This is a genomic window from Agrobacterium sp. ST15.13.013 (assembly GCF_027956525.1).
GTDB classification, from domain to species: Bacteria; Pseudomonadota; Alphaproteobacteria; order Rhizobiales; family Rhizobiaceae; genus Agrobacterium; species Agrobacterium salinitolerans.
Window position 1 is genome coordinate 18,100 of record NZ_JAQKGP010000022.1, and the last position, 26,024, is coordinate 44,123.

At 59.6% G+C, this 26,024-nt stretch carries 23 protein-coding genes; 16 read left to right on the forward strand and 7 right to left on the reverse strand.

Annotated elements, in window-relative coordinates:
- The first annotated feature begins 94 nt into the window (after positions 1–94).
- Genes PL597_RS19955 through PL597_RS19980 form a run of 6 tightly spaced genes read left to right on the forward strand, consistent with a single transcriptional unit; the run spans position 95 to position 6,937 of the window.
- Positions 95–1,165 carry a LacI family DNA-binding transcriptional regulator gene (locus tag PL597_RS19955; RefSeq protein ID WP_271366083.1) on the forward strand — a complete coding sequence of 357 codons (1,071 nt, stop codon included), beginning with the start codon at positions 95–97 and terminating at the stop codon, positions 1,163–1,165.
- Positions 1,166–1,170: 5 nt separating this feature from the next.
- Complete coding sequence (locus PL597_RS19960; RefSeq protein WP_271366121.1) at positions 1,171–2,772, forward strand: FAD-dependent oxidoreductase; 1,602 nt, start codon at positions 1,171–1,173, stop codon at positions 2,770–2,772.
- A gap of 48 nt (positions 2,773–2,820) precedes the next feature.
- Positions 2,821–4,092 (forward strand): ABC transporter substrate-binding protein, encoded by a 1,272-nt coding sequence (locus tag PL597_RS19965; protein ID WP_271366085.1) that lies wholly within the window; start codon positions 2,821–2,823, stop codon positions 4,090–4,092.
- Positions 4,093–4,102: 10 nt separating this feature from the next.
- Positions 4,103–5,035 (forward strand): carbohydrate ABC transporter permease, encoded by a 933-nt coding sequence (locus PL597_RS19970; protein WP_137411214.1) that lies wholly within the window; start codon positions 4,103–4,105, stop codon positions 5,033–5,035.
- Positions 5,025–5,867, forward strand: a complete 843-nt coding sequence (locus PL597_RS19975) for a carbohydrate ABC transporter permease (RefSeq protein ID WP_271366087.1) — start codon at positions 5,025–5,027, stop codon at positions 5,865–5,867. Before PL597_RS19970 ends, PL597_RS19975 begins: the two co-directional genes overlap by 11 nt.
- A 17-nt stretch (positions 5,868–5,884) precedes the next feature.
- Entirely contained in the window at positions 5,885–6,937 is a 1,053-nt protein-coding gene (locus tag PL597_RS19980; RefSeq protein ID WP_217003954.1) for an ABC transporter ATP-binding protein, read from the forward strand.
- Positions 6,938–7,033: 96 nt separating this feature from the next.
- On the opposite strand, the gene PL597_RS19985 is transcribed toward PL597_RS19980, so the two are convergent.
- From PL597_RS19985 to PL597_RS20000, 4 genes are all read right to left on the reverse strand, one after another.
- On the reverse strand, positions 7,034–7,771 hold the full coding sequence (locus PL597_RS19985; RefSeq protein WP_217003953.1) for an ABC transporter ATP-binding protein: 738 nt from the start codon (positions 7,769–7,771) through the stop codon (positions 7,034–7,036).
- Positions 7,768–8,613, reverse strand: coding sequence for an ABC transporter ATP-binding protein (locus PL597_RS19990; RefSeq protein ID WP_217003952.1), 846 nt, complete (start codon positions 8,611–8,613; stop codon positions 7,768–7,770). Before PL597_RS19990 ends, PL597_RS19985 begins: the two co-directional genes overlap by 4 nt.
- Positions 8,600–9,430: an ABC transporter permease gene (locus tag PL597_RS19995; RefSeq protein WP_416172498.1), complete on the reverse strand. Its 831-nt coding sequence runs from the start codon at positions 9,428–9,430 to the stop codon at positions 8,600–8,602. Before PL597_RS19995 ends, PL597_RS19990 begins: the two co-directional genes overlap by 14 nt.
- Positions 9,431–9,495: 65 nt before the next feature.
- Complete coding sequence (locus PL597_RS20000; RefSeq protein ID WP_077983451.1) at positions 9,496–10,524, reverse strand: ABC transporter permease; 1,029 nt, start codon at positions 10,522–10,524, stop codon at positions 9,496–9,498.
- Positions 10,525–10,730: 206 nt separating this feature from the next.
- Between PL597_RS20000 and PL597_RS20005 the strand changes: the two genes are divergently transcribed.
- The 9 genes from PL597_RS20005 (at position 10,731) to ligD (ending at position 22,815) form a co-directional block, all read left to right on the forward strand.
- Positions 10,731–11,444 (forward strand): FadR/GntR family transcriptional regulator, encoded by a 714-nt coding sequence (locus PL597_RS20005; protein WP_271366090.1) that lies wholly within the window; start codon positions 10,731–10,733, stop codon positions 11,442–11,444.
- Between the two features lie 67 nt (positions 11,445–11,511).
- The gene (locus PL597_RS20010; protein ID WP_271366091.1) at positions 11,512–12,492 is read left to right on the forward strand and encodes a mannonate dehydratase; all 981 of its coding nucleotides are present in this window, start codon (positions 11,512–11,514) and stop codon (positions 12,490–12,492) included.
- A gap of 124 nt (positions 12,493–12,616) precedes the next feature.
- Positions 12,617–14,155 (forward strand): ABC transporter substrate-binding protein, encoded by a 1,539-nt coding sequence (locus tag PL597_RS20015; protein ID WP_271366123.1) that lies wholly within the window; start codon positions 12,617–12,619, stop codon positions 14,153–14,155.
- 277 nt (positions 14,156–14,432) lie between these two features.
- Positions 14,433–15,536 (forward strand): hypothetical protein, encoded by a 1,104-nt coding sequence (locus tag PL597_RS20020; RefSeq protein WP_137411236.1) that lies wholly within the window; start codon positions 14,433–14,435, stop codon positions 15,534–15,536.
- A gap of 187 nt (positions 15,537–15,723) precedes the next feature.
- Positions 15,724–18,063, forward strand: a complete 2,340-nt coding sequence (locus PL597_RS20025; RefSeq protein WP_149148173.1) for a bifunctional diguanylate cyclase/phosphodiesterase — start codon at positions 15,724–15,726, stop codon at positions 18,061–18,063.
- 201 nt (positions 18,064–18,264) lie between these two features.
- Positions 18,265–19,158: an SDR family oxidoreductase gene (locus PL597_RS20030; RefSeq protein WP_149148172.1), complete on the forward strand. Its 894-nt coding sequence runs from the start codon at positions 18,265–18,267 to the stop codon at positions 19,156–19,158.
- Positions 19,159–19,201: 43 nt separating this feature from the next.
- On the forward strand, positions 19,202–19,489 hold the full coding sequence (locus PL597_RS20035; RefSeq protein WP_080796398.1) for a hypothetical protein: 288 nt from the start codon (positions 19,202–19,204) through the stop codon (positions 19,487–19,489).
- Entirely contained in the window at positions 19,486–20,319 is an 834-nt protein-coding gene (gene ku / locus PL597_RS20040; RefSeq protein ID WP_149148171.1) for a non-homologous end joining protein Ku, read from the forward strand. Before PL597_RS20035 ends, ku (PL597_RS20040) begins: the two co-directional genes overlap by 4 nt.
- Positions 20,320–20,322: 3 nt before the next feature.
- Entirely contained in the window at positions 20,323–22,815 is a 2,493-nt protein-coding gene (gene ligD, locus PL597_RS20045) for a DNA ligase D (RefSeq protein WP_149148170.1), read from the forward strand.
- Between the two features lie 12 nt (positions 22,816–22,827).
- On the opposite strand, the gene ku (PL597_RS20050) is transcribed toward ligD, so the two are convergent.
- The 3 genes from ku (PL597_RS20050) to PL597_RS20060 all read right to left on the reverse strand — a co-directional run bounded on the left by ku (PL597_RS20050) (position 22,828) and on the right by PL597_RS20060 (position 25,354).
- A complete protein-coding gene (gene ku, locus PL597_RS20050; RefSeq protein WP_149148169.1) occupies positions 22,828–23,619 on the reverse strand; it encodes a non-homologous end joining protein Ku in 792 nt (263 codons plus the stop codon).
- Positions 23,620–23,708: 89 nt separating this feature from the next.
- The gene (locus PL597_RS20055; protein ID WP_077983442.1) at positions 23,709–24,710 is read right to left on the reverse strand and encodes an inorganic phosphate transporter; all 1,002 of its coding nucleotides are present in this window, start codon (positions 24,708–24,710) and stop codon (positions 23,709–23,711) included.
- On the reverse strand, positions 24,710–25,354 hold the full coding sequence (locus PL597_RS20060) for a DUF47 domain-containing protein (protein WP_149148168.1): 645 nt from the start codon (positions 25,352–25,354) through the stop codon (positions 24,710–24,712). Before PL597_RS20060 ends, PL597_RS20055 begins: the two co-directional genes overlap by 1 nt.
- Before the next feature lie 113 nt (positions 25,355–25,467).
- Here PL597_RS20060 and PL597_RS20065 point away from each other — a divergent pair, with 113 nt between their 5' ends.
- Positions 25,468–26,010, forward strand: a complete 543-nt coding sequence (locus PL597_RS20065) for an NUDIX hydrolase (RefSeq protein ID WP_077983440.1) — start codon at positions 25,468–25,470, stop codon at positions 26,008–26,010.
- Positions 26,011–26,024: the final 14 nt, after the last annotated feature.

Genomic DNA, 26,024 nt, shown 5'->3' on the forward strand with positions numbered 1-26,024 from the left:
AGTTTACCTCTTGACTCGGCGTCCCAAAATCATGCTAATGCGCATTAGCAGCTAATACGCATTAGCAAATATCGAATGTCGGGGAGGGCATCGGTTGACTACTCACAGACGTCTCACCCAAAACGATATCGCCAAGCTCGCAGGCGTCAGTCAGGCAACCGTGTCGCTTGTTTTGAATGGCGCGCCGGCAGCGATCGCCCGCATCCCGGAGGAGACCCGGGAAAGGGTACAGGCCGTCATTCGCCAGACAGGTTATGTCGCCGATCCGATTGCGCGGCGCATGGCCAAGGGGCTGAACCGCATCCTCGGCGTGTTTACCTATGAGCCGGCATTCCCAAGCGCGCAGGCTGACTTTTTCACGCCATTTCTGCTCGGTATCGAAGAAGAGGCGCAGCAGCAGGCTTACGATCTTCTGCTGCTGACGAGCGCCGTCGTCGGCGAGAACCGCAAGATATTTTCGGAGGGCAACAGGCTTCGGATTGCGGACGGCTGTCTGGTTCTCGGTCGCGAGTTCGATCGCAAGGAACTCGCCCGGCTGGTTTCGGAAGACTATCCCTTCGTCGCGATCGGCCGGCGTGAAGATGCCGGCGGACCGGTTCCTTATGTGGGCGGTGACTATGCCGCGGGCACGCGTCAGCTTGTCGAAGACGCCATTGCGCTGGGGCACACCAAGCTTGCCTATATCGGCCCGAATGGTCCGGCAGAATCGATTGCGGATCGCTGGCGGGGTTTCAACGCGGCGCTGGGAGGCGCGGCCTCGCTCGCCCTGCATATCAAGGCAGTCAATCGCCCGGCTGAGAAAATACTCGATGCGATCCTTGAGAGCGGGGCCACGGTGGCCTTCTTCATAGAATTGGCTGATGCCGTGCGCGTCGAGGCGCTGGCGCGGGCGAGGGGACTTGTCGTGCCGGACGCTTTTTCGATGATCGTGCTTGGCAGCCATATTAGAGCCGCGCGTAGCCCGGTGCGCTTCACCTCCTATGAAATTCCCCGCGAGGAGATGGGGCGGCAGGCGACCGCCATGCTGGTCAATCGCATCGAAACCGGCAGCGCTGGAGGGCAGATCCTTCTCAAATGTGAACCCGTCAAGGGAGAGACGCTGGGGCCGGTCCCAACTGGTTCGGCAAACAAGTCCTCAGTCAACAAAACGGATGTGACGTCGTGAAAGACATGAAAGCAGATATTCTCGTGGTCGGTGGCGGCCTTGGCGGCGTGGCGGCAGCAATGGCGGCTGCTAAGGCCGGAAAACGCGTGATCATGACCGAGGAATATGACTGGATCGGCGGGCAATTGACCAGTCAGGCCGTTCCGTCGGACGAGCATACTTGGGTCGAACAGTTCGGCATCACCCGGTCCTACCGCGCGCTGCGCAACGGTGTGCGGCAATTTTATCGCGACCACTATCCGGTGACGGAAGGTGCGCGGGCATGGGGCGATCTCAATCCGGGTGGCGGATGGGTGAGCCGTATCTGCGCCGAGCCGCGCGTCAGCCTCGCGGTCCTGGAAAGCATGCTGATGCCCTATATTGGCGCAGGTCGCCTGACGGTCCTCAAACCCTGGCGTCCCGTCGCGGCTGACGTGGACGGCGACAGGGTTCGCTCGGTGACTGTTCGCCATCGTGACAGTGGCGCTGAAATCTCCATTTCCGCCGATTACGTTCTCGACGCCACCGAACTTGGCGATCTGCTTCCGATGACGGGCACGGAATATGCCAAGGGATTTGAGGCGCAGTCAGATACAGGCGAACCCAGCGCGCCGGCTGAAGCCCAGCCCGATAATGTGCAGGCTGTCTCGATCTGCTTTGCCATTGACCATGTCGATGGCGACCAGACAATCGACAAGCCCGAAAATTACGATTACTGGCGCTCTTACCAGCCGCATTTCTGGGGCGGGCCGCTCCTTGGTTTCACCGCGCCAAACCCACGCACGCTGGAGCACACCACCCGCTCCTTCACGCCCAATCCCGATGACGATCCGCTGCTTGTCGATGCCGACCAGCGCAAAGGCGGCGGCGATGAGAACCTGTGGATTTTCCGGCGCATTGCGGCGCGGAAAAACTTTGCGCCCGGCTTCTACCAGTCGGATATCTGCCTCGTGAACTGGCCGATGATCGATTACATGGACGGCACGATTATCGACGTGTCGGAAGAGGAAAAGGCGCGACATCTGAAGGCGGCGGCGGACCTTTCCTATTCGGTCTTCTACTGGCTGCAGACGGAAGCGCCGCGTTTCGATGGCGGGCAGGGGTTCCGCGGGTTGCGGCTGCGCGGCGATATCACCGGCACCGACCATGGGCTCGCTATGGCGCCCTATATTCGCGAAAGCCGCCGCATCAAGCCGGTAACGCGCATTGTCGAGCAGGACCTGTCCTACACGGTTCGCGGCGAACGAGGCGCTGTGCGCTATCGCGACAGCATCGGCATCGGCATGTATCGCATCGATCTGCATCCATCCACCGGCGGCGACAACTATATCGACGTGCCGTCATGCCCCTTTGAGATCCCGCTCGGCGCGCTTATCCCTGAGCGGGTGAAGAACCTCATCCCGGCCGGCAAGAACATCGGCACGACGCATATCACCAACGGTTGCTACCGCCTGCATCCGGTCGAATGGAACATTGGCGAAGTGGCGGGAATGCTCGCGGCGCATTGCCTGGAGAATGGCCTCACGCCGCACCAGGTGCAGGAAGACGACAAGCACCTGCACGCCTTCCAGGCGAAACTGACCCGCGAGGGCATCGAGATTCGCTGGCCGGATATCGCAGCATACTAGGACGGCGGTTTGCCGTCTGATCGAACCCATCTTGGAGGAGGACCGGGAATGAACAATCATTTTAAACTGAAATCCACGGCCTGTGCGCTTGCGCTTATCGGCTCGTTTACGCTTGGCGGTGCTGCCAAGGCGCAGGATGCAGTCAATCTGCGCATGACGATCTGGAGCGCCAATGAGGCGCATCTGAAGCTCTTCAACGATATCGCAGCGGGTTTTAAAAAGGATCATCCAAATGTCAGCGTGACCTATGAGTCCCTGCCTTTCGATACCTACACGACAGCACTCACCACCCAGATCGCGGGCGGCAATGCACCTGACATGGCCTGGATTTTCGAGACGTCGGCCTATGACTTCGTCAAGTCCGGCGCGCTCTACCCGCTCACCGACACGCTGAAGGCCGCGCCAGGCTATAATCTTGAGGAAGTCAGCGCCGGGGCCACGGAACGCTGGTCGCAGGACGGTACGCTTTACGCCTATCCGTTCTCGACGTCACCCTTCGCCGTCTTCGTCAACAACGATCTCATAAAATCCGCCGGCGCCAAAACCCCTGCCGACATGATCGCTGCCGGCGAATGGACCTGGGAAAACGCCATCGCCACGGCCTCTGCCGTTGCCAAGACCGGCAAGGGCGGGCTTGTCGTCCGCGATTTCAATTACCAGAGCTGGCAATATCTCACCTCGGTCTGGAATGGTTGGGGTGCTTCCCCCTGGAGCGCTGACGGCGCAACCTGCACCATGGCGGAAAAGCCGATGGCGGATGCCGTCTCATTCATCCACGACGCCATCTTCAGCAAAAAGGCCATGCCCGGCCCCGGCGAGACAGTCGATTTCTTCGCCGGCAATGCGGCGATGACCATTACCCAGATCAGCCGCGCCTCGCTTCTGCCGAAAGACAAGCCTTTTGGCTGGGATCTCGTGCCTCTTCCGAAGGGGCCGGCCGGCGAATACGCGCTGATCGGACAAGCCGGTATCGGCGTCATGCAGTCCGGCAAGAATGCGCAGACTGCAGCCGAATTCGTCGCTTACATGACCAATCCGGAAAATTCCGCCAAGCTCAGCCAGTTCTTCCCATCAGCGCGCAAGTCGCTGTTGAATGCGGAGGTGTTGATAAAGACCAATCCGTTGCTCAGCCAGGAACAGATCGAAAAGGTTGTCATATCAGGCATCGCGACCGGCAAGGTCATGCCCGGCCACACCGGTTTTGCCCAGATCCAGCAGATGGTGCGTTCAAACCTCGACGCCGTCTGGCGGCCGCAGGCCGACGTCGCCGGTGCGCTTCAAAAAATCTGCGGCCAGATCGGGCCGCTCCTGAAGCGCTGAGGAGAAAAAGATGGCTGTCGCGCAGGAAGTTACCCGTCGTCCAGATCGCCCGGTGTCGGCGTTCTGGACAATCGCGCGGCGCGACAGCCTTGCAGGCTTCCTGTTCATCGCCCCGCAACTGATCGGCATCATCATTTTCGTGCTGATCCCGCTCGGGCTGGTGTTCTGGTATTCGCTGCATGAATGGAATGTGCTGGCCAACACCTTCACCTATACGGGCGCCCAGAACTACTCGATGTTGATGGAGGACGGCAATCTTCGTGAGGTGCTGGGCGCGACCGCGATCTTCTCGGCCGGTCTAGTCGTGTTCAACCTGTCGCTGGCGCTGCTTCTGGCCGTATTGCTGAACCAGAAACTGGCCGGCATCGCCATCTTCAGAACACTGTTTTTCTCGCCGGTCGTCGTATCGCTGGTTGCCTGGACGATCGTCTGGGGTTTCCTGCTGCAGAAGAACGGCGGCATCAACGGCATGTTGCTGATGGTCGGCATCGAAGGTCCCAACTGGCTGCGTGAGGAAACGACCGCGATGATTTCCGTCATCGTCGTGCAGGTCTTCAAGAATGTCGGTCTCAACATGATCCTGTTTCTGGCGGCCCTTCAGGGCGTGCCGAAGGAACTCTATGAGGCGGCCCGCATCGATGGTGCGCCCGCCTTCAAGCAATTTCGTCGCATTACCCTGCCGCTGATCAGCCCGACAATCCTGTTGACCTCGATCATCACCATCGTCGGCTCGCTGCAGGTCTTTGCCCAGATCGCTGTCCTGACCCAGGGCGGTCCGGGTCTCTCGACCACGGTGCTGGTCTATTACCTCTACCAGCAGGCCTTCCAGTTCCATTTCTTCGGTTATGGCTCGACGCTTTCCATCCTGCTGTTCCTGATCGTCGCGGTATTGACCTTCGCCCAATGGCAGATGCGCAAGAGGATCGTCTTTTATGAAAGCTGACCTTTCCCCCCGTATGCAGATGGCGCTCTACGGACTGTTGTGCGTGCTGCTGATCCCCTTCGTCTTTCCGACCTGGTGGATGGTGACCTCGTCCATCAAGCCCATCAGCGACATCTTCGCCTTCCCGCCTCAGCTCATCCCGCAGAGCTATGACTGGACGACCTATTCGAAGGTCTTCGAGCTGCAGCCTTTCGTGCGGCAATATTGGAATTCCGCCTATATTGCCGCTGTGGTGACAGTGGGAACCATGATTATTTCCTCCATGGCGGGATATGCTTTTGCGCGGATCCGGTTTCCGGGCGCCAACGCCATCTTCATGATCGTGCTGCTTGGCCTGCTCATCCCGTCGGAGGTGACAATCGTGCCGCTGTTTCAGATGTTTCTGAAGGCGGGTATGGTCAATACACACTGGCCGCTCATCCTCGTGCCGATCTTCGGCGCGCCCAGTGTCTTTGCCACCTTCGTCATGCGGCAGTTTTTCGTGACGCTGCCGGGAGAGCTCGAAGAGGCGGCGCGCGTCGATGGTCTCGGGCGCTTCAAGATTTTTCGCAAGATCGCACTGCCGCTCGCCAAACCGGCGCTGGCCTCGGTCGCGATCTTCACCTTCCTGCACTCCTGGAACCTGTTCCTCGAACCGATCGTCTTTCTCTCCAGCGCCGAGATGTTCACGCTGCCGCAGGCGCTGACACAATATACCGACGCCTATGGCGGACCGATGTGGAATATCCAGCTTGCCGCAGCGACGCTGACGGCGCTGCCCGTGCTCATCGTCTTCGTGATTGCCCAGAAGCAGTTCGTCGAAGGCCTCGCCCATACCGGCCTCAAGGGCTGAAGAACCGGATTTAATCGATGGCTAATGTTTCCCTGTCCGACATCCGCAAAAGCTATGGCGCGGTAAAAACCATTCACGGCGTCGATCTCGACATCGAGGATGGCGAATTTGTCGTCCTTGTCGGCCCCTCCGGCTGCGGCAAGTCGACCCTGCTGCGGATGGTCGCCGGTCTTGAAACGATCACGGGTGGTGAACTCAGGATCGGCGAGCGGATCGTCAACGATCTCGACCCGAAGGACCGCGATATCGCCATGGTGTTCCAATCATATGCTCTTTATCCGCATATGACGGTCGCCAGCAATATGGGTTTTTCGCTGGAGCATCGGGGATCGAGCAAGCAGGAAATCGCCGAAAAGGTGAATTGGGCAGCGGATATTCTCGGCCTCACACAGCTGCTCGACCGTTATCCGCGCCAGCTTTCAGGCGGCCAGCGCCAGCGTGTTGCCATGGGCCGGGCTATCGTTCGCAATCCGCAGGTGTTCCTGTTCGACGAACCCCTGTCCAATCTCGATGCGAAACTGCGCGTCGTCATGCGCGGCGAAATCAAGGCGCTTCACCAGAAGCTCAAAACCACCACGATCTATGTGACGCATGACCAGGTGGAGGCAATGACGATGGCGGACAGGGTCGTGGTCCTGAATGGCGGCCGGGTCGAACAGGTCGGCACGCCGCTTGAACTTTACGACCGTCCGGCAAACCAGTTCGTTGCCGGCTTCATCGGTTCACCCTCCATGAATTTCCTGCCTGGCGTGATATCGCAAGCCGGTTTTGAAACCGGCGGTGTGGTCCTGCCGCTGCCGGCCGCTACCGCAGCTCTTGTGGGAAGAGGGGCCACTTATGGCATCCGCCCGGAGCACTTCGCGCTCGATCCTTCCGGCGTGCCGGCCGAGATCCTGCTCGTCGAACCGCTGGGATCGGAAACGCAGGTCACCATGACGCTTGGTGGTTCGCGGGTGCTCGGCGTCTTTCGCGAACGTATAGCCCAGGCGGTCGGCGAGGAGATAAGAATTTCACCGGCTCTGGACGGAATTCATCTGTTCTCGGACGAGAACGGCAATCGGCTGAACTGACTTTGGCATCTGCGGCGGTTAGGAGCCGCAGACGCCGGACATGTCCGGGCAAGCCCGACCGAGCTTCGGGCGTTGCCGTCATCGCGACCGGTCATTTCAAAGAAAGCTGCTTTCGAACAGCTCGCCTGAATAGGTCGAATGGGTAATACCCGCTTCAAGATCGGCCTTGGTCAACTCATCGACAAACACGCCGTTCTGCATCACCAGAACGCGGTCGCACATATGGGCGATCACCGCGAGATCGTGGCTGACGAGAACAAAGGTCAGGTCGCGTTCTTCGCGCTGGTCGGCAAGCAGGTTCAGGATTTCCGCCTGAATGGAGACGTCGAGCGCGGATGTCGGCTCGTCGAGCAGCAGGATCGGCGGTTCTAGGATCAGCGCGCGGGCGATCGCCACGCGCTGGCGCTGGCCGCCGGAAAGTTCATGCGGGAAACGCTCGGCGAAATGTGCGGGCAGACCCACCTGCTGCAGGGCGGCCGGAACCTTCGACCAGCCGTCGCCAAGGCCCATGGCGCGGACCGGTTCGGCGAGAGCCCGGCCGATGCGGTGGCGCGGGTGCAGCGAACCATAAGGATCCTGAAACACCATCTGGGCCAGTTTCAGTTCGTCGCGACTGCGGGTCTTGCCGACCGGTTTGCCATTAAAGCTGATGGAACCGGTCCAGCCGGCCTCCAGCCCAGCCAGCGAGCGCAACAAGGTGGACTTGCCGCAGCCGCTTTCGCCGACGATGCCAAGGGTTTCCCCCTTGTTGACCGTGAGGCTGACGCCGCGCACGACGTGATTGCTCTTTTCCTTTACGCCGTAGACGACGTCGAGCTTGTCTACCGTGATCATCCCATCACCTCCGCATCGATTGCCTGACGATCCAGCACCTTGAGACGCCGCACCGGATTGCGGGGATCGGGCATGGCCGCGATCAGGCCCCGCGTATAGGGATGTTGCGCATCTTCCAGCTTCGTCAGCGTTTCCACCACGCGCCCGCCATACATGACCAGCACGCGCTCGCAGAAGGCCGCGACCATGCGGATGTCATGGCTGATAAGGATAAGTCCGGAATTATTCTCGCGCACCATCTCGTCCAGCAGCAAGAGCACATCCTTGCGCACACTGACATCGAGGGCCGAGGTCGGCTCATCGGCAATGACGAGTTTCGGCTTGGCGAGCAGCATCATGGCGATCATCACACGCTGGCCCATGCCGCCCGATATCTGGTGCGGATAAAGCGCCATGACACGATCAGGATCGTTGATGCGCACACGCAGCAACATGTCACAGGCTGCATCTCTCGCCGCCTTTCCGGTCAGCGCCAGATGCAGTTCGGCGGCTTCCGCCACCTGTTTGCCGATGGGCAGCACCGGGTTGAGCGAATAACGCGGGTCCTGCATGATCAGCGCCATCTCGCTGCCGCGGATCGCGCCCATTTGCCGCTCGGATTTTGAAAGCAGCGGTTCGCCGAGAAAATCCATTCTCTCTGCCGTCACCGTTGCGCTTTTCGGCAAAAGCCGCATGGCGGCCCGGCCGGTGGTGGATTTGCCGGAGCCGGATTCACCGACGATACCGACCCTTTCTCGCCCGACATCGAAATTGACGTTGGACACGGCAGGAATGGTGTTGCGGCCAAAACGGACATTGAGGTCGCGGACCGAAAGGATGGGGGAGCTATCAGGAACGGGCATGACGCGGATCCAGAAGGTCGCGCAGCGTATCGCCGGCGATGTTGAAGGCAAGGCTCGTCAGCAGGATGGCGATGCCGGGCATGACGGCGACCCACCAGTAATCGAGCATGAATTTGCGGCCGCTGGAGATCATCGCGCCCCATTCCGGAAGCGGCGGCTGGGCTCCCAGGCCAAGGAAGCCGAGTGAAGCGGCGGTCAGGATGATGCCCGCCATATTCAATGTCAGGCGAACGATGACCGAGGGAATGCACATCGGCGCAATGTACAAAAACAGGATGCGCATCGGCGAGGCCCCATAGAGACGGGCGGCGGCGACATAGTCGGTATTGCGCACCACAAGCGCTTCCGCGCGGGCAAGACGCGCAATCGGCGGCCATGCGGTGAGCGAGATCGCAATGATTGCCGTGCCGAGACCGGCGCCCATGGCGGCCGCAAAAGCAAGTGCCAGTACGAGGGACGGGAAGGACAGCACAATATCCGTGGCACGCATCAGGATCGCGTCGGTGCGCCCGCCGAAGAAGCCGGCCATGACGCCGATGGCAAGGCCGATCGGACCGACGATGACCGAGACCGACAGCACCGTCTGGATGGTGATGCGCGTGCCGTAGACGAGCCGGCTGAAAATGTCGCGACCGAATTCGTCGGTTCCGGCCAGATGCACCCAGCTGGGAGGCTGGAGCGCGTTTTCGAGCGCCTGGCGCGCAGGATCGTAGGGTGCAATGAGTGGCGCGAAAATGGCGACCACGACCAGAATGGCCAGAATGGCGAAGCCGAACATGCCAAGCGGTTCGTCTGCGAGCTTACGAAGCGTCAGCATGGTGGTGGTCGAGAGACGCGACAGGGCGCCGGGGCGATCAACGGTATTGTTATGCGCGATATCAGTCATCGTGCAGCCTCCCGTGTACGGGGATCAAGCGTGGTGTAGGCCAGATCGGCAAGGAAGTTGAGCAACATGAATATGAAGCCGATGACGATTGTGGCGGCGAGGATCGCATTCATATCGCCGATGAGCAGCGCATTCGTCATGTACTGGCCGATGCCGGGCCAGGAAAAAACGATCTCGGTCACCACCGCGCCTTCCAGCAGGTTGCCGTAGGAGATAGCCAGAACGGTGATGAGCTGCACGGCGATGTTGGGCAGTACATGCCGGGTTATGGTGCGTGCCGGGCTGACGCCCTTCGCTCGCGCTGCGATGACATAGTCCTGGCTGAGCTGTTCAAGGGTGAATGCCCTCGTCATGCGGGTGATGTAGGCCATGGCCATATAGGCGAGGATGATGGCCGGCAGGATGATATGCCCAAGCGCGTTCCAGAAGATTTCCGTCTCGCCCGCAAGCAGGCTGTCGACAAGCATCAACCCCGTCTTCGGCTCGACAATGCCTTCGTAGAAGACGTCGACCCGGCCGGGCCCGGCGACAAGGTTGAGGTTCGCGTAAAAGATCACCAGCCCGACGATGCCAAACCAGAAGACCGGTATCGAATGCCCCACAAGCGCGAAAACGCGCGCGAACTTGTCGATGAAGGTGTCGCGGAAGAGCGCAGCGGCAAGACCCAGTGGGACGCCGATGACCGTCGAGATGATGATCGCCAGCGTGGCAAGTTCGAAGGTGGCGGGAAAGGCCTGCGCCAGATCGCGGGTAACGGGGTTGCCGGTGAGGATAGCAATGCCGAAATCGCCATGCAGCAGTCCGCGCAGGTAGATGAAAAATTGCTGGTAAAGCGGCAGGTCGAGCCCCAGCCGCGCCCGCATGGCCTCGTAGGCCTTGGGGTCGGCAAGTTCACCGACGATGGCACCAACCGGATCGGTCGGCATGACCCGGCCGATGATGAAGGTGATGCACAGCAGGATGAAGAGGCTGACGATCAGTTGCAGGAAACGATGTCCAAGCCCGCGCAGTGAGATCTCCGTCATTGCTGGTCGCACTTCCCCGTAAAAAAGCCGTCAGCGGCCAGGGTGTTGCACGCTGCTCGCCGCAGACGCGCAATTCTCCTTTGCAAAAACTCTCGATGGTACTTCATCCCAACTCCTCCCTGAGTTAACATGAAAACATATGATGTGCGGTCATGTCATCATATGAGTAACGAAGGGATTCGTATTCTGCAAGAGGGAAGAGTGGCATGATGGGCGACAAGGCGAGGCCGCGGGAGAGGCGGGCGCAACAGATCATCGATAATCTCAGCGCAGAAATTCGCAGTGGAAAACTGAAGAATGGGGATCAGCTTCCCACCGAACCGGAGCTTGAGCGCAGCTATGGCGTGAGCCGCACCGTGGTTCGCGAGGCGATCGCGGATTTGCGTTCTGCCGGCTATGTCGTTCCCATCCAGGGCAAGGGGGTTTTTGTCAGCAACGCCAGTGAGTGGGCCGGCGTGAAGCTGACGCAAACCGAAGTCGGCACCATCGCGGAAACGCTGGAAATGTTGGAGTTCAGGCTTGCGACCGAAGGGGAGGCGGCGGCAATCGCCGCCTATCGCCGCACCGCCCAGCAGGAGGCCGCAATCTCTGCGGCGCACCGGAAAATGGCTCGCGCCATCGATGCGGGTGAAACCACCGTCGATGCCGATTATGAGTTCCATTCGGCCATCGCGATCGCCACCAACAACCGCTTTTATCTGGAGGCTCTGCGTCAGTTCGGCTCGCGCTCGATACCGCGTGGGCAATTCCCGACGCTGCCGGAAACCGGTGATGCGAATTATCTTCGCAAAGTGCAGGCCGAGCACGAGGCAATCCTGCGCGCCATCGTCGAACAAGACCCGGATGCGGCGCGAAAAGCCATGCGCGAACATATGCTTGCCAGCCAGCGTCGATACAGGTTGCTGTCGGAAGCGCAATAGCATCTCGACACTCATCTTATTTCATGCGATGTCATATGATGACTTGCATGGAGAGAGGAGAGAATCGATGTATGTCGGCACCCAGGTTGCTGCGCGCGATGATGAGGATTTCAAGGTTTGGGCGCAGCTTGGCGTCAAAAATATCAACGCGGATCCGCCCGGAAAGCCCGCGAGCTGGACTTTCGAGGACTTCGAGCGCCATCGTGACAAGGTCGAAAGCTTTGGCCTCGTTCTCGACATGGTGCAATTACCCCTGCCATCGCGGCCCATCGAAGAGGCGTCCTATCCCGATATCCTGCTTGCCGGGCCGGATCGCGACCGGCAGATCGATGCCGTCTGCACGATGATCGAAAATATCGCCAGGGCAGGAATCCCTGCCGCGAAATACAATCTCAACCTTATCGGCATTCCACGCACGGAAATGGAGCGCGGACGTGGCGGTTCGCTCAATGAAGCCTGGCGTTGGGACAAGGCGGACCATGATGCCGCGCCGGGCCTCGCCGGCGTTCTTTCAGAGAACGAAAACTGGGAACGCATCGACTATTTCCTCGAGCGCGTGGTGCCGGTGGCTGAAAGCAACAAGGTGCGTCTCGCCTGCCATCCGCATGATCCTTATACCCCGCCGGGGTACAAGGGGGTGACCCGCGTTCTCGGCACGGTCGAGGGGCTGAAGAAATTCGTGCAGATGCACGAGAGCCCCTATCATGGCCTGAATTTCTGCCAGGGGTCGATCGGCGAGATGCTCGATAATCCGCGCGAGGAGATCGACGACATCATTCGCTGGTTCGGTAGTCGCGACAAGATTTTCAACGTCCATTTTCGCAACATCAGTGGCGGCAAGCTCTCCTTCATGGAGACATTCCCCGATGAGGGCGACATGGACATGGTGCGGTCGCTGAAACTTTACCATGAGCTCGGTTATCGCTACATGATCATGCCGGACCACGTACCGACGATTGCCGGGCGCGATCCCGTCGGCGTGGCTTTCGCCTTCTGTTACGGCTACATCGCTGCCCTGATCGAAGCGCTTGATAACAAACATCTTTGACCATTCCGGCTCGCGACGCACCCGGCGTCGCGGCCTTTTCCTGAACATGAATTACCGATCTGTAGGAGGAGCAGGTATGAAAAGAACACTAATCCGTCTCGCATTCACCACCGTTCTGGGCGCAATGCTCGTGCAGGGATCGCCCGTCGCGGCCAAAACCCCCAACGACCAGCTGGTCATTGGAACGTCGCTGGCGCAGGTCCTGTCTCTTGATCCGCACCAGGCGACGGAGGCAAAGGCCAATGAAATCATGGCCAATCTCTATGACCGTCTGATTTCCGTCGATGGTTCAGGCAAGGTTTCCCCGCAGCTTGCCGAGCGTTGGGAGACGGATGACAAGGGCATCACCTTTCATCTGCGCGAGGCCAATTTCGCTTCGGGCAATCCCGTAACCTCGGCCGACGTCGTCTATTCGCTCACTCGCCTGCTGAAGATGAACCAGGCCGCAGCCGCCAATCTGAAGCGCGTGGGTTATAACGCCGATAATATCGACAAGCTGGTCAGCGCACCCGATGAAAAGACGGTTCGCCTCGATCTTTCCGGCGAGACGACCTCCGAACTGCTCCTCTATCGTCTGGCCATGGTCATCGCCAGCGTCGTCGACAGCAAGGAACTCAAGTCGCATGAAAGCAATGGCGACTGGGGCAATGGCTGGCTGAGAACCAATTCCGCCGGTTCCGGTCCCTTTACGCTCAATCGCTGGTCGCCCAATGAGATCATCATTCTCGAGGCCAACAAGAACTACGTGGTCGGTAGCCCGAAAATGCGCCGCGTCATCGTGCGGCATGTGCCGGAAAGCCAGGTTGAGCGCCTGATGCTGGAGCGCGGCGATATCGACATCGCCAGTGCGCTGACGGCTGCCGACCTTGCAACCTTCAACAACAAGGAGGGTTTCCAGATCCAGCGCGTGCCGACGGGCGGCTTTTACGTCCTGTCCATGAATGCCGGCAAGGAGCCTTTGTCCAACCCAAAGGTCCGCGAAGCGATTGCCTATGGCATTGACTACAAGGGCATGGAAAAGACCATCATGGGTCCTTATGGCAAGGCGCGCACGGTGCCGGTGCCGCAAAACTTCGAATACGCCATTGCGAGCCCTGACTGGAAGCTCGATGTGGAGAAGGCGAAGGCTCTCCTCAAGGAGGCCGGTTATGAGAACGGCTTCACGCTCACTCTGAAAACGATTGCGCAGACGCCGCGCATCGATCTCGCCACCGCCATCCAGGCCTCACTCAGCCAGATCGGCATCAAGGTCAACATCCAGCAGGGGAATGGTTCGGAGGTTATTGCCGCTCACCGCGCGCGGGACTTCGATCTGCTCATTCCACAGACCGGCGCCTATATGCCGAATGTTCTGGGCTCGATGGAGCAGTTTTCGTCCAACCCCGATAATTCGCTGGCCGCCAACAATGCCGGTAATTTTGTCTGGCGCTCGGCCTGGGACATTCCGGAACTGACGGCGCTCACGGCAAAGGCGTCGCTGGAACCCGATGCCAAGAAGCGCGGGGAAATCTACACGCAGATGCAGGAGATGTTCGTCGCCCAGAAACCGGCAGTGCTGCCGATGTTTGAGAGGTTCGAGCCGATCGTGCTGAATGCGCGTGTGAAGGATTATGTGGGGCATCCGAGCCAGACGACGCGGCTTGAAAACGTAACGAAGGACTGAGGACAAACGACAGCCTTTGCAACAAGTGACGGGCGGTTTTACCGCCCGTTTTTATGAGGTTTTGGGCCCATGCCCCGGAAGGCTTCCGCCGCAAGGTTCATCCGGCGCTTTGCGTTCACAAAGCAAAGCGGCAATAGGCGATTGCCGCCCTCATCCCACAATTTCAGGGGGTTTTCTCAAGGACTTCATCGGTTTAGACCGTCCCGCAACTGTTCCTTCCGTCGGGCGAGAGTCGCGAACTCCGCTCACCCACCTCCCGAAGAATGCGTTGACGACAATGAACCTTGCACAGATAAAACTTCCGTCGCGGCCGCTGAGCCTCAAACGCGGCGTCATTTCGGCTCCTGCAGCCTATTATTTTTCCATTCCGGTGCTTCTGGCCATCACGGTCGTCATGCTTGTCGCCGAAGGCCCGGGCATATTGCGCGACTATCAGATCAGCAAAGATCCGCTGGAGATTGAAAACGGCGATATCAGCGGCAGCTGCAAGACGCGCAAGGCGATCTTCACGACCTGCAAGGCCGATCTTTCCTATGACCATGCGGGCGTAAGCTACAAGAAAGATGTCGAGGTCATGTTCGTCGATTTCCATTCCGGCGATTATGAAACCGGACTGGTCATCTCCGCGAAGAACCCGGAACTCGCAACGATTTCGCTGGGCCTCGACATGCTCTGGAACCGCATCATCACGCTCGGCGTGTTCGTTGTTCTTCTCGGTTTCGGCAGTCTCGCGATGCTGTTCACGCTTCTGCGGATCCTGCGGGTTCGTCTGCAACTGCGCAAGCCTGAGCCTTTGTCCGTCATTCCGGTGGCGCTGACGGCGGTTGCCGAAAAACGCAGCCGTCTCTTCGTCACCTATGCCGATACGGTGAGGGACGATAAAACCAAGCGGCAATCTTTTGCGCATCTGGAGCGGGGCCGCATTCCCGTTGTCATTGGTCACACCGGAAAACAGGATGTGGCGCTGGCGGTCCTGCATGGCGACAGCGCCTTGCCGGTTCTGCTCGACGACCGGCTGGAGCGGATCGACCTGACCGAGCAGGAAAGGGCGGAAGCCCTTGCATCAATTGCCCCGATGCTCGCCAGTGAGGCGCAGGAGGCTGCAACGGCCCAGGCCGCGGCGATGAAGAAGGGACCGGGCCTGCTGCGCAGACTGGGTATTTTCGCTGCGATCGTCGCCGTCATCGTCGTCGCGGTGTTCGGTTACTGGCTGTGGTATGTCACAAGCGCTCCCTCGCAGTTCAACTCGCCCGGAATGGACATCAACAACATGCTGCCGGCGGCGCTTAACGAATGGGGTTGCGCCCGGTTGCAGGAGCGTTTCGCCGATGGCGCGGCGCCTTTCGGATGTGCCGCGGCAGATTACCGAAGCTGGAAATAAAGTTTCGGTCGATGATTTTCCCGGGTCGGTTTGCCATAAGCGTGACAGCCTGGCGCGCCGGCCCGCTTTCTTTTTCGTGCGCGAAAAAATATTGAAACAATTATCAATGGTTGCATTAGAGATTTATAAATAAACCATTCCCATAGTGCCATCCTGAGCGGTTCTTCAGAGGCTGGGAGAGTGCGTCATGTTCACGGTTCTGGAATGCGTTGCCATACAGCACGACCACGCGGTCGTGCTTCTCGCGGCTGTTATCTGCCTTCTTGGCATGTTTGCTTTTTTTCATCTTTTGTTGCGCGCGGAAGAAAGTCCGGCTGGCCGTAAACCCTACTGGGTGCTGGTTGCGGCCATTGCCGGGGGACTGAGCGTCTGGGCGACGCATTTCGTCGCCATGCTGGCCTACAAGGGTGCGGTCCCGATCGGTTATGATTTCGCCTTCACGGCTCTTTCTGCGGTTCTGGCCGTTTTCGGTTTCTGGTTTGCGCTCATTACACGCTCGCAGGCCGCGCACAGCCCGGTGATCGTCGGCACGCTCATCACCTTGTCGGTCGCCGTCATGCATTTCGTCGGAATGGCCGGAATGGATGTCGCCGCCACGATCAGCTACCGGTGGAGCGCGGTGGTGGGTGGTTTTGCGGTCGCCTGGGTGTCGTTTCTTCTGGCGTTTTTCCTTTTCCGTCGCCTCGGCTCCTGGCAGCGCATCGCCGCGCCGGCCGGATCGGCGATCTTCGCGATCTGCGCACTACATTTCACGGCCATGTCGGCCACGGTGCTTTCGCCGGATCCATCCGTATCCGGGCCTGATCCCGACAATGTCGCCCGGCTGATCATGATCTGCGCCATTTCCGGCGTCACCTTCCTGATCCTGTCCACCACTGCCGCTGCTGCTCTTGTGGATCGTTACCTTGTCGATCTCAAGGGTCTTGTGGATGCGACGCTCGATGGTCTCGCCGTCGTGCGCGATGGGCGGATCGTGGAGCTTAACACCCGCTTTGCCGGCCTTCTGGGCCGGGAGGAAGCGTCGCTGCTCGGACAAAATCCCGACGATCTTTTCAAGGCCATCGACGGACAGCCCGCCTATCTGCCGCGCCACGCACCTGTGGAGGCGGTTCGCGAGCGCGCCGGCCAGGCGCAAATATTCGAGCTTAGTGTGCGCACGATCGAATTTCGCGGCCATCCTTGCGAGGTGATGGCCATTCGCGACCTGACGGAAAAGCGCGAAGCGCAGCGGGAGATCGAATATCTCGCCCGCCACGACGTCCTGACAGGCCTTTCCAACCGCACCATGTTCCAGACCCGTCTTCACCAGCAGATCGAGCTCTGCGACGAGGAGGACCAATTCGCGCTTCTGGCGCTCGATCTCGACCGCTTCAAGGCGGTCAACGACATATTCGGCCATGCCGAAGGGGACCGTGTTTTGAAAAAGGTCGCCGCTATTCTCGATGAATGTGCAAGGGCAGGCGATGTGGTCGCTCGCCTCGGCGGCGATGAATTTGTCATTCTGACCGCACGGCAAACCAGGGCGGAAGAGGCCCGTTTGCTGGCAGAGACGATCCTTGGCATGTTCGCGCTGAAGATGAATGTCGCCAACGATCCGACTTCCGTTGGCGTCAGCATCGGCATCGCCGTCTTTCCGCGGGACGGGAAGGATCACGAAAGCATCATGCATGCCGCCGATCTAGCGCTTTACCGCGCCAAGATGGGCGGGCGCGGCATATTGGCCTTCTATGACCCCCTGATGGACCAGGAAGCGCGCGAACGCCGCCAGCTCGAGACGGATTTGCGCCTCGCTATTAATCGCAACGAGTTGCTGCTGAATTATCAGCCGGTCCTTTCGGTCGAATGCGGCCAGGTGGTCGGTTACGAGGCGCTGGTGCGCTGGCAGCACCCGACGCGCGGCGTAGTGCCGCCGGATGTCTTCATTCCGATTGCCGAGGAGAGCGGCATCATCATCTCGCTCGGCGAATGGGTGCTGCGCGAGGCCTGCCGCCAGGCGGCCGGTTGGGCGCCGCATCTGAAGGTCGCGGTGAATGTCTCGCCGTTGCAATTCTCGTTGGCCAATCTCGGCCATGTCGTCTGCACCGCCCTGATGCAGACCGGGCTTTCGCCGAACCGGCTGGAGCTGGAAATCACCGAGGCAGCACTTCTGAAGGATCGTAAGGCGACGCTGATTATCCTCAACCAGTTAAAGGCGCTCGGCGTTGCCATCGTCATGGATGATTTCGGCACCGGTTACTCCTCGCTCAGCAACCTGCAGAGCTTCCCCTTCGACAAGATCAAGATCGACCGAAGCTTCATTGCCGCCATGAGCGACGATGACAATGCCCGCGCCATCGTGCGCGCGGTAATCGGGCTTGGCCGCAGCCTCGATCTGCCGGTGACAGCAGAGGGGATTGAAACGGATGCGCAATACCGCATGGTGGTGGATGAGGGCTGCGCGCAGGCGCAGGGTTATCTCTTCGGCAAACCGGATGTCGCTCCCGCGCAGGTCGTCAGACCCAACACGCGGAAGAAACATCCTGTTTGATAGAAACGGTGACGGCGAGGACGTCGTCACCACGCCTTCCCATATTCTTTGGAACGAGAGCGAGGGCAGATCGTTAGGGTTGCGTATGGCGCGTCCATGCTGCGGCTGCCTGAGCGGTATCCGCGAGCAACCCGACAGGAGTTGTTTGACCCCTGTCATGAACGCGTCCCTGATAAACTTCTATCGATGGGAGAGATCGCGATGACAGACCGCCTCGAGCCTCAGGATCCACGCAGCCAGTATCCGCGCCCGCCCTTTTCGACCCCGACGCAGGAGATGCCGGGTTTGGTGACAAATATGACGCCTTTCCCGGACCATGGTGAGAAGACCTATCGCGGCGCCGGCAGGCTTGCAGGGCGCAAGGCGCTGATCACCGGTGGCGATTCAGGCATCGGCCGCGCGGTCGCTATCGCCTTTGCGCGGGAGGGCGCGGATGTGGCGATCTCCTACCTGCCGGAAGAAGAACCCGACGCCGAGGAAGTTGTGGCGCTCATTGAGGCGGAAGGTCGAACAGCCGTCGCGCTGCCCGGCGATATTACCGATGAGGCGTGGTGCCGTGAACTGGTTGAGAAAGCAGCAGGCGATCTCAACGGGCTGGATATTCTGGTCATCAATGCCGCAAGACAGCAGTATCGCGACGACATAGAGGAATTGTCGACAGCCGACTTCGACCGCACCATGAAGACCAATCTTTATGCGCTTCATTGGATTTCCCAGGCCGCTGTTCCCTATCTCAAGCCGGGGTCGTCGGTGATCACGACCGCCTCGATCCAGGCATATGAGCCCTCCGCAATCCTGCTGGATTACGCCACCACCAAAGCCGGTATCGTCGCCTACACAAAAGCGCTGGCCAAACAGCTTATCGAAAAAGGTGTGCGCGCCAATTCCGTTGCTCCCGGCCCGTTCTGGACGGTGCTTCAGCCAAGCGGCGGCCAGCCGGACGAGAAGGTGAAGAATTTCGGCAAGGACAGCGATTTCGGCCGTCCGGGACAACCGGTGGAACTGGCGCCCGTTTATGTGCTGCTGGCGTCGCAGGATGCGAGCTTCATCAATGGCGAGGTTTATGGTGTGACTGGCGGCAGGGGCATTGCCTGAGGCGATGCCCGCCAATGCCGGACGAGCCTATGAGGATTTCCAGATGAAACGGCAGGCAGACCCTTCAGAAAGGAATTTGAAGAGCTTGGATGTCCGCGACCGGCTGATACTGGCGCTTTATGCGCAGTTGAAAGCCGAGCGGCAAACCCGCGAGGCGATGGAATGGGTCATCCGCAATGGCGGGCTGTCGCCGGAGATGCTTGAAGCCATGGCGTCAGACCCGGTACCGGTTCTGGCGGAGGCGGACGTGCCCGCCGTCGAGCGCATTCTGGCCAGCGGCCGACGCGGAGAAACGTCCTCCCACAGCGATGACGAGGGACGACGGACATGAAACGGAGAGCGAGCTGGAGAGGCAAGCTGACCTTTGCCGATTTCAACTGCGAAGTCGGTCTTTATTCCGCACTGACCTCGGCGGAGAAAATCTCCTTTAATATCGTCAACCGCAAGACCGGCCACCGCGTCGAGCGGCAATATGTCGATAGCGATACCGGCGAGGCGGTTCTTCGCGAAGATCAGGTCAAGGGGTACGAACTCGACAATGGCGACCATATCGTCATTGAGGGAGACGAGATCGCAAAGCTGATGCCGGAAAGCGATAAGGTTATCCGCATCAGTCACTTTCTGCCCTGTGACGAGATCGACAAGCTTTATTTCGACAAGTCTTATTATCTCGCGCCAAGCGGTGAGGGTGGCGAAGAGGCGTTGACGCTTCTGGCGAAAGCCATGGACGACGAGAACGTCGCAGCTCTCGGCGAAGCGGTGCTTTTCCGCCGCAACCGTGTCCTGCTAATCCGTCCGTGCGGTAAGGCTCTCGTCGCGACGACGCTGAATTTCAGCTACGAGGTCCGTTCGCAGACATCCGTCTTCAAGTCGATCCCTGACATCGAGTTCGATGAAGAAATGCTCGAGCTCGCCGGGCACATCATCGAAAAGCGCGCAGGTACCTTCGATCCCGCCGACTATAGCGACCGTTACAACGATGCGCTGGCAGAACTTGTGAAAGCCAAGATCGAGGGCCGGGAAATCGAGAAACAGCCGCCACGCAAGGAAGACAATATCATCGATCTCAAGGAGGCCCTGCGTCGCAGCGCCGGGGCCGAAAAGGACAGCAAGAAAAGAGCAACGGCAACAGGCCGCAAGGCGCCGCGGAAAGCGAGCTGATCCATGGGATTGCAGACCTACAACGCCAAGCGCAGTTTCGACAAGACACCGGAGCCCAAAGGCACGAAGGCCGAAAAGCAAGGGTCGAGCTTCGTTATCCAGAAGCACGATGCCCGCCGACTGCATTATGATTTTCGGCTGGAAATGGACGGCGTGCTGAAAAGCTGGGCGGTGACGCGTGGCCCAAGCCTTAATCCCGAGGACAAGCGCCTTGCCGTACATGTGGAAGACCACCCGCTCAGCTATGGCGATTTCGAGGGAGTCATCCCGAAAGGACAATATGGCGGCGGCACGGTGATCGTCTGGGATCGCGGTATCTGGCAGCCGGTCGGGGACGCTCGGACGGGTTATCGCAAAGGCCATCTGGAGTTCGAACTGGAGGGCGAGAAGCTGAAAGGCCGCTGGCATCTGGTGCGCATGCACGGAAAGCCCGGAGAAAACCGGGAGAACTGGCTGCTGATCAAGGGCGATGACGAGGAGGCGAGGCATAAGGGTGGCGCGGATATTCTCGAAGAACGGCCGGAATCCGTAAAAACCGGGCGCAGTGTCGAGGAAGTCGCAGCCAAACCGAAGGATACCTGGAATTCCAAGCCGGTATCGAAAAAGGCCGCCGCTTCGACGTCGGGCAAGAAACAGGCGCATGTGCTGCCCAAAGGTGCACGCAAACTGGCTATGCCATCTTTCGTGCCGCCGGCACTCGCCACCCTGAAGCCTAAACCGCCGAGCGGAGATCGCTGGCTGCATGAAATCAAATTCGACGGTTACCGTCTGCAGGCGCGTGTCGATCAGGGCAAGCTACAGCTGCTGACCCGCAGCGGGCTCGACTGGACGGAAAAATTCGGTGATGCCGTAGCATCCGCGCTGACGGCGCTACCGGCAGAAACGGCGTTGATCGATGGCGAAATCGTCGTTGAAGGCGATAACGGCGCCTCCGATTTCTCCGCCTTGCAGAAGGATCTAAGCGAAGGGCACAGCGACCGCTTCCTATTCTATGCCTTCGACCTTCTTTATCTCGATGGCAGCGATCTGCGCGCTGCGGCATTGAGCGAGCGAAAGGCGCTGCTGGAAAAGCTGTTGCCGGCAGGCGATCCCCATCTCCGCTACAGTCAGCATTTCGAAGAAAGTGGCGCGCTTGTCCTCGACCATGCCTGCCGGCTGAGCCTCGAAGGCGTCATTTCCAAGGTCAGGAACAGCAAATATGTTTCGGGCCGCAAGGGCGATTGGGTAAAATCCAAATGCTCGATGCGACAGGAATTCGTCATCGGCGGTTATACCGTCTCCTTGACATCGGACCAAGCCATCGGTTCGCTGGCACTCGGTGTCTATGAAAAAGGCAAGCTGCGTCATGTCGGCCGTGTCGGGACGGGTTACACGGGCGACGTGGCGGAGATGATATTTTCTCGTCTGAAGCCGCTGGAACGCAAGGACAGCCCCTTCGGTGACAAGCTCACCGCGCTTGCCCGCCGCGATCTTCATTTCGTGGAGCCCGAACTGGTGGCGGAAGTGGAGTTCCGCGCATGGTCGGGAGATGGCAATCTTCGTCACGCCTCCTTCCGGGGTCTACGGGAAGACAAGCCGGCTGGGGAGATCGAACGCGAGGAGAAGGCCGTGTCGGATAGCAATGCGCCGCAGTCGAAGATCAAGTTCACTCACCCCGACCGGCTCTACTGGCCGGACGATGGCGTGACGAAGGAGGGACTGGCCGACTATTATGCGCAGGTCTGGCGGCACATGGCGCCCTTCGTGGTCAACCGGCCGCTTGCGCTGCTGCGTTGTCCGGAGGGCATAGAGGGCCAGCGTTTTTTCCAGAAACACGCCTGGCGCGGCATCAACAAGGCAATCGAGCAGATCAAAGATCCCAAGGACAGGGGCGGCGAACCGCTGATCCGCATCACCGATTTCGATGGCCTGATGGCGCTCGTGCAGTCCGCTGCGCTTGAAATCCACCCCTGGGGGGCAAGCACCGCCAACTGGGAAAAGCCTGATATGATCACCATGGATATCGACCCTGGCGAGGATGTGGCCTGGGACGCGGTGATCGAGGCGGCGCACGAACTGAAGCGACGTTTCGAAGAGGCGGGTCTTGCCGCTTTCGTCAAGACGTCGGGCGGCAAAGGGTTGCATGTCGTCGCACCGTTGAAGCCGCAGGCGGGCTGGGGCCCGGTCAAGGCCTTCGCGAAAGCGATGGCGGCGGATATGTCGAAGGCCGAACCGGAGAAATATCTCTCCGTCGCCACCAAGGCGAAACGGCAGGGCCGCATCTTCATCGATTATCTGCGCAATGGCCGGGGCAATACGGCGGTTGCGGCCTATTCGACGCGCGCCCGGCCGGGGGCGGCCATTTCAGCGCCGCTCGAATGGTCGGAGCTGACGGCTGAGATCGGCCCGGCCCATTTCACCGTCAGCAATATCGGCGCACGCCTTTCCGCTTTGAAGAAAGACCCGTGGGACGGCTTTTTTACTGCTGCCGAGCCGCTTCCGAAAAAGGCCCGCTGAAGGCATCGAGCCTCAGCTTCTCTTGTCGGAAGCAAGGCTTTTCTTAAGGGCATCCATGATGTTGATGACATTGCCGCCGCTGCGTGCCTTCGTGCCGGTTTTCTTTTTCGAGGAGGAGACCTCCTCGCCCTTGGACTTAAGCAGGGATTTGATCTTTTTCTGAATGGGGTCCTGCACCAAAGCCGGCTTCCAACCCGTCACCTGTTTGCCGATGCGTTTTTCCATGGCGTCCAGCAGCGGCCGGTCGATTTTCATCTTCGGCTCCAAGGCGTCGATGCTCTCGCGCACTTCCTCACCGTAATGCAGCGTCCAGAGAATGATGCCCTTGCCTGAAGGTTCGAGGAGCACAGCCCTCTCGCGGCGATAGATCACCAGACGCGCAATGCCGAAAACATCGTTCACCTTCATGGCTTCGCGGATGACGCTGAAGGCTTCGGTGCCGATCTTGTCTTCCGGGCGCAGGAAATGCGGACGGTCGTACCAGATCCAGTCGATAGACCCCTTCGGCACGAAGGTCTTGATATCGATGGTGCGGGTGCTTTCCAGCGCCACCGCATCGATTTCGTCATCCTCCAGCAGAACGTAATCGTCCTCGGAGCGTGGAAAACCCTTCACCTGGTTTTTCCCGGCGACCGGCCTATGGGTGACGCTGTCGACATACCGGCTTTCGACCCGATTGCCGGTTTTGCGATTGAGGATATGGAAACTGTATTTGTTGCTTTCGGTCGTTGCGGGCGTCAGCGAGACGGAAGCCGTCACCAGCGACAGCTTCAAATAACCCTTCCAAAAAACCTGCCGTGCCATGTCCGCGATCCACGTTGATCTCCCGGAACAACAGCCAAGGGCGGCGTTTGTTCCGGGAGAAGCGGCCCGTAGCGGCAGTAATGCAGCTATCAGAACAGCGAGGTCAGCCCGTAAACCGCAGCGGAGATCAGCGCAGCCGCCGGCATGGTCACGATCCAGGCGATGACGATATTGCCGGCAAGGCCCCAGCGCACCGCCGAGACACGGCGGGCCGCGCCGACGCCGACGATGGCGCCGGTGATCGTGTGGGTGGTGGAGACCGGAATGCCGAGCCATGTCGCACCGAACAGCGTCAGCGCGCCGCCGGTTTCGGCGCAGAAACCCTGCATCGGGTTCAGCCGGGTGATTTTCGATCCCATCGTATGAACGATGCGCCAGCCGCCGAACAGCGTACCAAGCGCCATGGCCGACTGGCAGGAAATCACCACCCAGAAGGGCACGTAGAAGCTTTCGCCGAGATGGCCCTGGCTGAAGAGCAGCACGGCAATGATGCCCATGGTCTTCTGCGCGTCGTTGCCGCCGTGTCCCAGCGAATAAAGCGAGGCGGAGATGAACTGCATGACGCGGAAGGTGCGATCCACGGCAAAGGGCGTCTGCCGCACGAACAGCCAGGAGACAGTCAGCACCAGAAGCAGCGCGAGGAAGAAGCCGATGGCAGGCGACATAAAAATGGCGCCCACAGTCTTCAGCAGGCCCGACCAGACGATGGAATTGAACCCCACCTTGGCAAATCCCGCACCGACGAGCCCGCCGATCAGGGCGTGCGACGAGCTGGAGGGAATGCCGAAAATCCAGGTGACGATGTTCCAGACGATGGCGCCGATCAGCGCCGCGAAGATCACCTGCGGCGACACGATGGCCGGGTCGATGATGCCGGTGCCGAGCGTTTCGGCCACATGCAGGCCAAAAAACAGGAAGGCGATAAAGTTGAAGAAGGCCGCCCAGGCTACCGCATATTGCGGGCGCAGTACGCGCGTGGAAACGATGGTGGCGATGGAATTGGCGGCGTCGTGCAGGCCGTTCAGGAAATCGAAGAACAGCGCAATGGCGATGAGGCCGACAAGCAGCGGCAAGGCAAGTGCGACATCCATCAGACGTTCTCGATCACGATGCCGCTGATCTCGTTGGCCACATCCTCGAAGCGGTCGACGACCTTTTCGAGTTCGCCGTATATCTCGCTGCCGATTATATAGGCCATGGCATTGCCGCTTGCGCCGTGGCGGCGGAAGAGGTCCTTGAGACCCAGATCGTGAAGTTCGTCGGAGCGGCCTTCAACGCGGGTCACCTCTTCGGCGATGGACGACAGGCGATGCGCATTCGTGCCGACCTTGTTGAGAAGCGGAATGGCTTCTGCGATGAGGCCGGCTGCGCGCACGATCTCATGACCCATTTCCTTCATCAGCGGATCGAATTCCGTTTGCTCGAAAAGACGGATGGTCTTGACCGTCTTGTGCATCATGTCGATGGCGTCATCCATCGACTGGATGAGATCCTTGATGTCGCCACGATCGAATGGCGTGATGAAGCTGCGTCTGACCGCAAGCAGCACATCGCGGGTGATGTCATCCGCCTGGTGTTCCAGAGCGACGATGAGGTCGCAGTTCTTCTCGACGTCGATGCCGCTCAAAAGTTGGTCAAGGGCCTCGGCCGCTTTGATAACGGTTTCGGAATGTTTGCTGAACATCTCGAAGAAACGGTCCTCGCGCGGCATCAGCTTGCGAAAAATACTCATCATGCGAATTGGCCCTCAATGGCGCTATATTAGTTGTGGGGGGTGATTGTCATAAAACTGTCATAAATGTACGTGGGGCATTGATGCAACCCGGAAAATCAGCACTATCAACGGATATGAAACCCACCAAGAAAAGCCGGAAAACCCGCCCGGCTCGTGCGCTGACATTGCTACAGCAGCTTGCTGCGGTTCCGGAAAAGCTCTTCACTGGCGCTTTCCGGCAGCAATATGCCGCGCTCTGCTTCCGTTATGCCGGCAATGGCGAGGAGGTCGAAATCCTCCTTGTCACCTCCCGTACCAGCGGGCGCTGGATCATTCCGCGCGGCTGGCCGATGAAACGAAAGAAGCCGCACGAGGCGGCGGCAATCGAGGCGTGGGAGGAGGCGGGCGTGCGCGGCCGGGTGAAAAAGAATGCCGTCGGCCGCTACACCTATCTCAAGATGCTCGACAATGGCGATGTCGTTCCCTGCATGGTCGATGTGTTCCAGATAGAGGTGACTGAGGCGGAAACCAGTTTCAAGGAACGCGGTGAACGCCTGCTGGAATGGGTGCGCCCGGACGAGGCGGCAAGGCGCGTTCGCGATATCGAGCTGAAATCGCTGTTGGTCGATTTTCGCCCGAAGGGCAAAAAGAAGCGTCAGAGCGGCGTAAAGCTCTAGGCCCAGCTACAAGG

What these genes read in the sequence shown, in the direction of transcription:
- PL597_RS19980 (WP_217003954.1), top strand. Translation starts at nt 5,885, where the DNA reads ATGGCTAATGTTTCCCTGTCCGACATCCGCAAAAGCTATGGCGCGGTA.
- PL597_RS19965 (WP_271366085.1), top strand. Translation starts at nt 2,821, where the DNA reads ATGAACAATCATTTTAAACTGAAATCCACGGCCTGTGCGCTTGCGCTT.
- PL597_RS20035 (WP_080796398.1), top strand. Translation starts at nt 19,202, where the DNA reads ATGAAACGGCAGGCAGACCCTTCAGAAAGGAATTTGAAGAGCTTGGAT.
- PL597_RS20015 (WP_271366123.1), top strand. Translation starts at nt 12,617, where the DNA reads ATGCTCGTGCAGGGATCGCCCGTCGCGGCCAAAACCCCCAACGACCAG.
- PL597_RS20030 (WP_149148172.1), top strand. Translation starts at nt 18,265, where the DNA reads ATGACAGACCGCCTCGAGCCTCAGGATCCACGCAGCCAGTATCCGCGC.
- PL597_RS20065 (WP_077983440.1), top strand. Translation starts at nt 25,468, where the DNA reads ATGAAACCCACCAAGAAAAGCCGGAAAACCCGCCCGGCTCGTGCGCTG.
- PL597_RS19990 (WP_217003952.1), bottom strand. Translation starts at nt 8,613, where the DNA reads ATGCCCGTTCCTGATAGCTCCCCCATCCTTTCGGTCCGCGACCTCAAT.
- PL597_RS20020 (WP_137411236.1), top strand. Translation starts at nt 14,433, where the DNA reads ATGAACCTTGCACAGATAAAACTTCCGTCGCGGCCGCTGAGCCTCAAA.
- PL597_RS20025 (WP_149148173.1), top strand. Translation starts at nt 15,724, where the DNA reads ATGTTCACGGTTCTGGAATGCGTTGCCATACAGCACGACCACGCGGTC.
- PL597_RS19995 (WP_416172498.1), bottom strand. Translation starts at nt 9,430, where the DNA reads ATGCTGACGCTTCGTAAGCTCGCAGACGAACCGCTTGGCATGTTCGGC.
- PL597_RS19960 (WP_271366121.1), top strand. Translation starts at nt 1,171, where the DNA reads ATGAAAGCAGATATTCTCGTGGTCGGTGGCGGCCTTGGCGGCGTGGCG.
- ku (WP_149148169.1), bottom strand. Translation starts at nt 23,619, where the DNA reads ATGGCACGGCAGGTTTTTTGGAAGGGTTATTTGAAGCTGTCGCTGGTG.
- PL597_RS20000 (WP_077983451.1), bottom strand. Translation starts at nt 10,524, where the DNA reads ATGACGGAGATCTCACTGCGCGGGCTTGGACATCGTTTCCTGCAACTG.
- PL597_RS19970 (WP_137411214.1), top strand. Translation starts at nt 4,103, where the DNA reads ATGGCTGTCGCGCAGGAAGTTACCCGTCGTCCAGATCGCCCGGTGTCG.
- PL597_RS20060 (WP_149148168.1), bottom strand. Translation starts at nt 25,354, where the DNA reads ATGATGAGTATTTTTCGCAAGCTGATGCCGCGCGAGGACCGTTTCTTC.
- PL597_RS20055 (WP_077983442.1), bottom strand. Translation starts at nt 24,710, where the DNA reads ATGGATGTCGCACTTGCCTTGCCGCTGCTTGTCGGCCTCATCGCCATT.
- PL597_RS20010 (WP_271366091.1), top strand. Translation starts at nt 11,512, where the DNA reads ATGTATGTCGGCACCCAGGTTGCTGCGCGCGATGATGAGGATTTCAAG.
- ku (WP_149148171.1), top strand. Translation starts at nt 19,486, where the DNA reads ATGAAACGGAGAGCGAGCTGGAGAGGCAAGCTGACCTTTGCCGATTTC.
- PL597_RS20005 (WP_271366090.1), top strand. Translation starts at nt 10,731, where the DNA reads ATGATGGGCGACAAGGCGAGGCCGCGGGAGAGGCGGGCGCAACAGATC.
- PL597_RS19975 (WP_271366087.1), top strand. Translation starts at nt 5,025, where the DNA reads ATGAAAGCTGACCTTTCCCCCCGTATGCAGATGGCGCTCTACGGACTG.
- ligD (WP_149148170.1), top strand. Translation starts at nt 20,323, where the DNA reads ATGGGATTGCAGACCTACAACGCCAAGCGCAGTTTCGACAAGACACCG.
- PL597_RS19985 (WP_217003953.1), bottom strand. Translation starts at nt 7,771, where the DNA reads ATGATCACGGTAGACAAGCTCGACGTCGTCTACGGCGTAAAGGAAAAG.